General features: G+C 67.1%; 4 protein-coding genes. All 4 read left to right on the top strand.

Annotated elements, in window-relative coordinates; genetic code table 11:
• Positions 1 to 977, top strand: a 977-nt coding sequence (locus ACEN88_RS27100; protein WP_413344647.1) for an ABC transporter substrate-binding protein, incomplete at its 5' end; no start/stop codon positions are given.
• Between the two features lie 8 nt (positions 978 to 985).
• A complete protein-coding gene (locus tag ACEN88_RS27095; RefSeq protein ID WP_413344645.1) occupies positions 986 to 1879 on the top strand; it encodes a carbohydrate ABC transporter permease in 894 nt (297 codons plus the stop codon).
• Complete coding sequence (locus tag ACEN88_RS27090) at positions 1876 to 2700, top strand: carbohydrate ABC transporter permease (RefSeq protein WP_413344643.1); 825 nt, start codon at positions 1876 to 1878, stop codon at positions 2698 to 2700. Before ACEN88_RS27095 ends, ACEN88_RS27090 begins: the two co-directional genes overlap by 4 nt.
• 5 nt (positions 2701 to 2705) lie before the next feature.
• Positions 2706 to 3469: ABC transporter ATP-binding protein (locus tag ACEN88_RS27085; RefSeq protein WP_413344642.1), on the top strand; the 764-nt coding region annotated here is incomplete at its 3' end.

The raw sequence follows: 3469 nt of genomic DNA, 5'->3' as shown, positions 1-3469 counted from the left end.
CGCCCGCCGAGCTGGCGGCGGCCGGCCTGCGCGGCCAGGACTACCTGCCGCGCCAGTGGGCCAAGGCGCAGTACCAGAACGCGACGTATGCGATCCCGCTCGACGTGCACCCGTTCGTCCTCTACTACAACAAGACGCTCGCGGGCAAGGCGGGCCTGCTCGGCGCGGACGGCAAGCTGAAGCCGATCGACGGCGTGGATGCGCTGACGGACGCCTTCCGCACCGCCACCGTGCGCACGGGCCAGCGCGGCCTGACGATGGAAAGCAGCCAGAGTTCGTATGCGATCTGGCGCCTGTGGCTGGCCATGCTCGCGCAGCAGAACGTCACGATCATTGCCAATGGCCGCTTCACGTACGGCCCGGCCGGCGCCGCGACGCTGTCGCGCATCAGCGACTGGTTTACGAAGGGCTATGCGCAGGCGGGCCTCGACTACCCGGCGTCGACGAGCCAGTTCATGGGCGGCGGCGCCGCGTTCATGCTGAACGGCGTGTGGGAAGTGCCGGAGCTCGTGCGCGCGACGAAGGCCGGCACGCTCGGCTTCGAATACGGCATCGTGCCGCTGCCGAAGATGTACGCGAACGCGTCCACGTGGGCGGATTCGCACGCGTTCGCGCTGCCCGCGAACCCGGGCCATGAACCGTCGCCGCAAAAAGTCCAGGCTGTGATGCGCTTCATCGCCTACGTCAGCAAGCATTCGCTCGGGTGGGCCGAGGGCGGCCACATCCCCGCGTACAAGCCCGTCGCCGAATCGGCCGCTGCGAAAAGCCTGATGCCGAATGCGATGTACGCGCAGGTCGCCAACGACGTCGTGTACGATCCGGACGGCTGGTACATGGGCGCGGCCGGACCGCTGGAGGCGATCGCGTCGAAATTCCTGCCGGCCGCGCTGTACGGCTACCTGACGCCGGAGCAGGCCGTGCACCGGTTCGAGACGGAAGCGGCGCGCCTCGTGCGCAAGCGTCCGCCGCGCTATTGAGGGGCGCCATGCAACGCGACGACATGACCCTGGGGCCGACGACGGCCCGGCGCGACACCCTGCCGGCTTGGCTGCTGCTGGCGCCTTTCGTGCTGGCGTTCGGCCTGTTCTTCTTCCTGCCGGCGCTGCAGACGTTCTGGCTCAGCCTCACGGAGAGCAGCCTCACGCGCACGAGCGCCTTCGTCGGCCTGGACAACTATCACACCTTGCTGAACGACCCGTCGTTCTGGGATTCGGTTGGCAACACGTTTTATTTTTCCCTGCTGACGGTGATCCCGCTGTGCGCCATCGGCCTGCTGATGGCGCTGCTCGTCGACCGCTTCACGCGCGTGCAGGGCTGGCTGCAGGGCGCGTTCTTCCTGCCGTTCGTGCTGCCGATCTCCGTGATGACCCTGATCGCCGACTGGATGCTGCAGCCGTCGTCCGGCGTCGTCAATCACATCCTCGGGGGCCAGCGCGCCTGGCTCGCGGACCCGTACTGGGCGCTGCCCGCCGTCGCCATTGGCACGATCTGGTGGACGGTCGGCTTCAATATGCTGTTGTTCCTCGCCGGCCTGCGCAACATCCCCGCCGAGCTGTACGAAGCGGCCGCGCTGGACGGCGCCCGCGGTTTCACGCTGTTCCGAACGATCACGTGGCCCGCGCTGCGGCCCGTCGCGACGACCGCGCTGATCCTGCAGCTGATCGCGTCGCTGAAAGTGTTCGGCCAGACGTACATCCTCACGAGCGGCGGGCCGTTCAACACGACGCGCGTCGCGCTGCACTACATGTACGAGACGGCGTTCACGCAGAGCGATGCCGGGTATGCGGCCGCGGTCGCGATGGCGTTCGTGGCGATCGTCGTCCTGCTGTCGCTGGCGCAGGCGTGGCTGGTGAAATTTTTGGCCGGGAGGGACGCATGAGGGCCTCATTCTGGACGGTCGCCGGCGCCGCCTGCGCCATCGTGCTCGCCGCGCTGTGGGCGTTTCCGCTGCTGTGGGCCCTGTCCACGTCGCTGCGGCCGGAGCTCGAGACGGTGTCGGCGAACTTCCACTGGCTGCCGCAGGACTGGACGCTGGACGCGTACCGCAAGACGCTCGGCGCCGGCAACGTCGTGCGCTGGCTGTTCAACAGCTTACTCGTCGCGTTGCTGGTGACGGTGGTGACGATGGCGATCAGCCTGATGGCAGCCTACGCGTTTTCCCAGCTGCGTTTCCGGGGCCGCGGCATCGTGTTCGGCATCGCCATGCTGGGCTTCCTGCTGCCGTTCGAGGCGCTGCTCGTGCCGCTGTTCCGCACGATGCACCAGCTGGGTCTCATCAATTCGTACGCGGGCATCGTGCTGCCGCAGGTCGTGTCGCCGGTCGTGATCTATGTGTTCAAGCAGTTCTTCGACGCGATTCCCGCCGATTTCCGCGAGGCCGCCGTGATGGATGGCGCGGGCCCGCTGCGCGTACTGTGGAGCGTGTACCTGCCCATCTCTGGCAATATCGTGTGGGCGATGGCGATCGTGACGTTCATCGCGGCGTGGAACAACTTCCTGTGGCCGTTCATCATCGTCACGTCGAACGACATGATGACGATCCCGCTGGGCCTCACGCAGACGTACGATGCGTTCGGCGTACGCTACGCCCAGTTGATGGCCGCGGCGCTGCTCGGCGCCTTGCCGGTGGCATTGGCGTACGTGCTGTTCCAGCGCCGCGTGACGCAGGGCTTCCTGGCAGCGAGCGGATTGAAAGGATAGATTCTATGGCATCGGTAAGGCTGCGCGGCATCCGCAAGACCTATGGCGACAATCCCGTCATCAAGGGCGTCGACCTGGACATCGAGGACGGCCAGTTCGTCGTCTTCGTGGGACCGTCCGGCTGCGGCAAGTCGACTCTCCTGAGGATGATCGCGGGGCTGGAAGACATCACGGACGGCACCCTCGAGCTCGGGGGCGTCGTTAGCAACACGGTGGAGCCGGCCCGGCGCGGGATCGCGATGGTGTTCCAGAGCTATGCGCTGTACCCGCACATGACGGTGGCCGAGAACATGGGTTTTGCGTTGAAACTCGCGAAGGTGCCGAAGGCGGACATCGTCGCGCGCGTGCGGCACGCGGCCGAGATCCTGCAGATCGCGCACCTGCTGGACCGCAAGCCGAAGGCGCTGTCGGGCGGCCAGCGGCAACGCGTGGCGATCGGCCGCGCCATCGTGCGCAAGCCGGAAGTCTTCCTGTTCGACGAACCCCTGTCCAACCTCGACGCCGCGCTGCGCGCGCAGACCCGCGTGGAACTCGCGCGCCTGCACAAGGACTTGAAGGCGACGATGATCTACGTGACGCACGACCAGGTCGAAGCGATGACCCTGGGCCAGAAGATCGTCGTGTTCAACGGCGGCCGCATCGAGCAGGTGGGCAAGCCGCTGGAACTGTACGAGCGGCCTGCGAACCTGTTCGTCGCGGGCTTCCTCGGCTCGCCCCGCATGAACGCGTTTCCCGCCGCGCTGGCGGGCCACACGGGCGGCCTCGCGAC

It is taken from the genome of Massilia sp. CT11-108 (assembly GCF_047302915.1).
In the GTDB taxonomy this organism is placed as follows: Bacteria; Pseudomonadota; Gammaproteobacteria; order Burkholderiales; family Burkholderiaceae_D; genus Telluria; species Telluria orientalis.
The sequence above is the reverse complement of the archived record's forward strand: the minus strand, read 5'-3'. Positions and strand labels throughout refer to the sequence as shown.

Bases quoted from the DNA above. Each gene is read 5' to 3' on its own strand.
- ACEN88_RS27090 (WP_413344643.1), top strand. From the start codon at position 1,876: ATGAGGGCCTCATTCTGGACGGTCGCCGGCGCCGCCTGCGCCATCGTG.
- ACEN88_RS27095 (WP_413344645.1), top strand. From the start codon at position 986: ATGCAACGCGACGACATGACCCTGGGGCCGACGACGGCCCGGCGCGAC.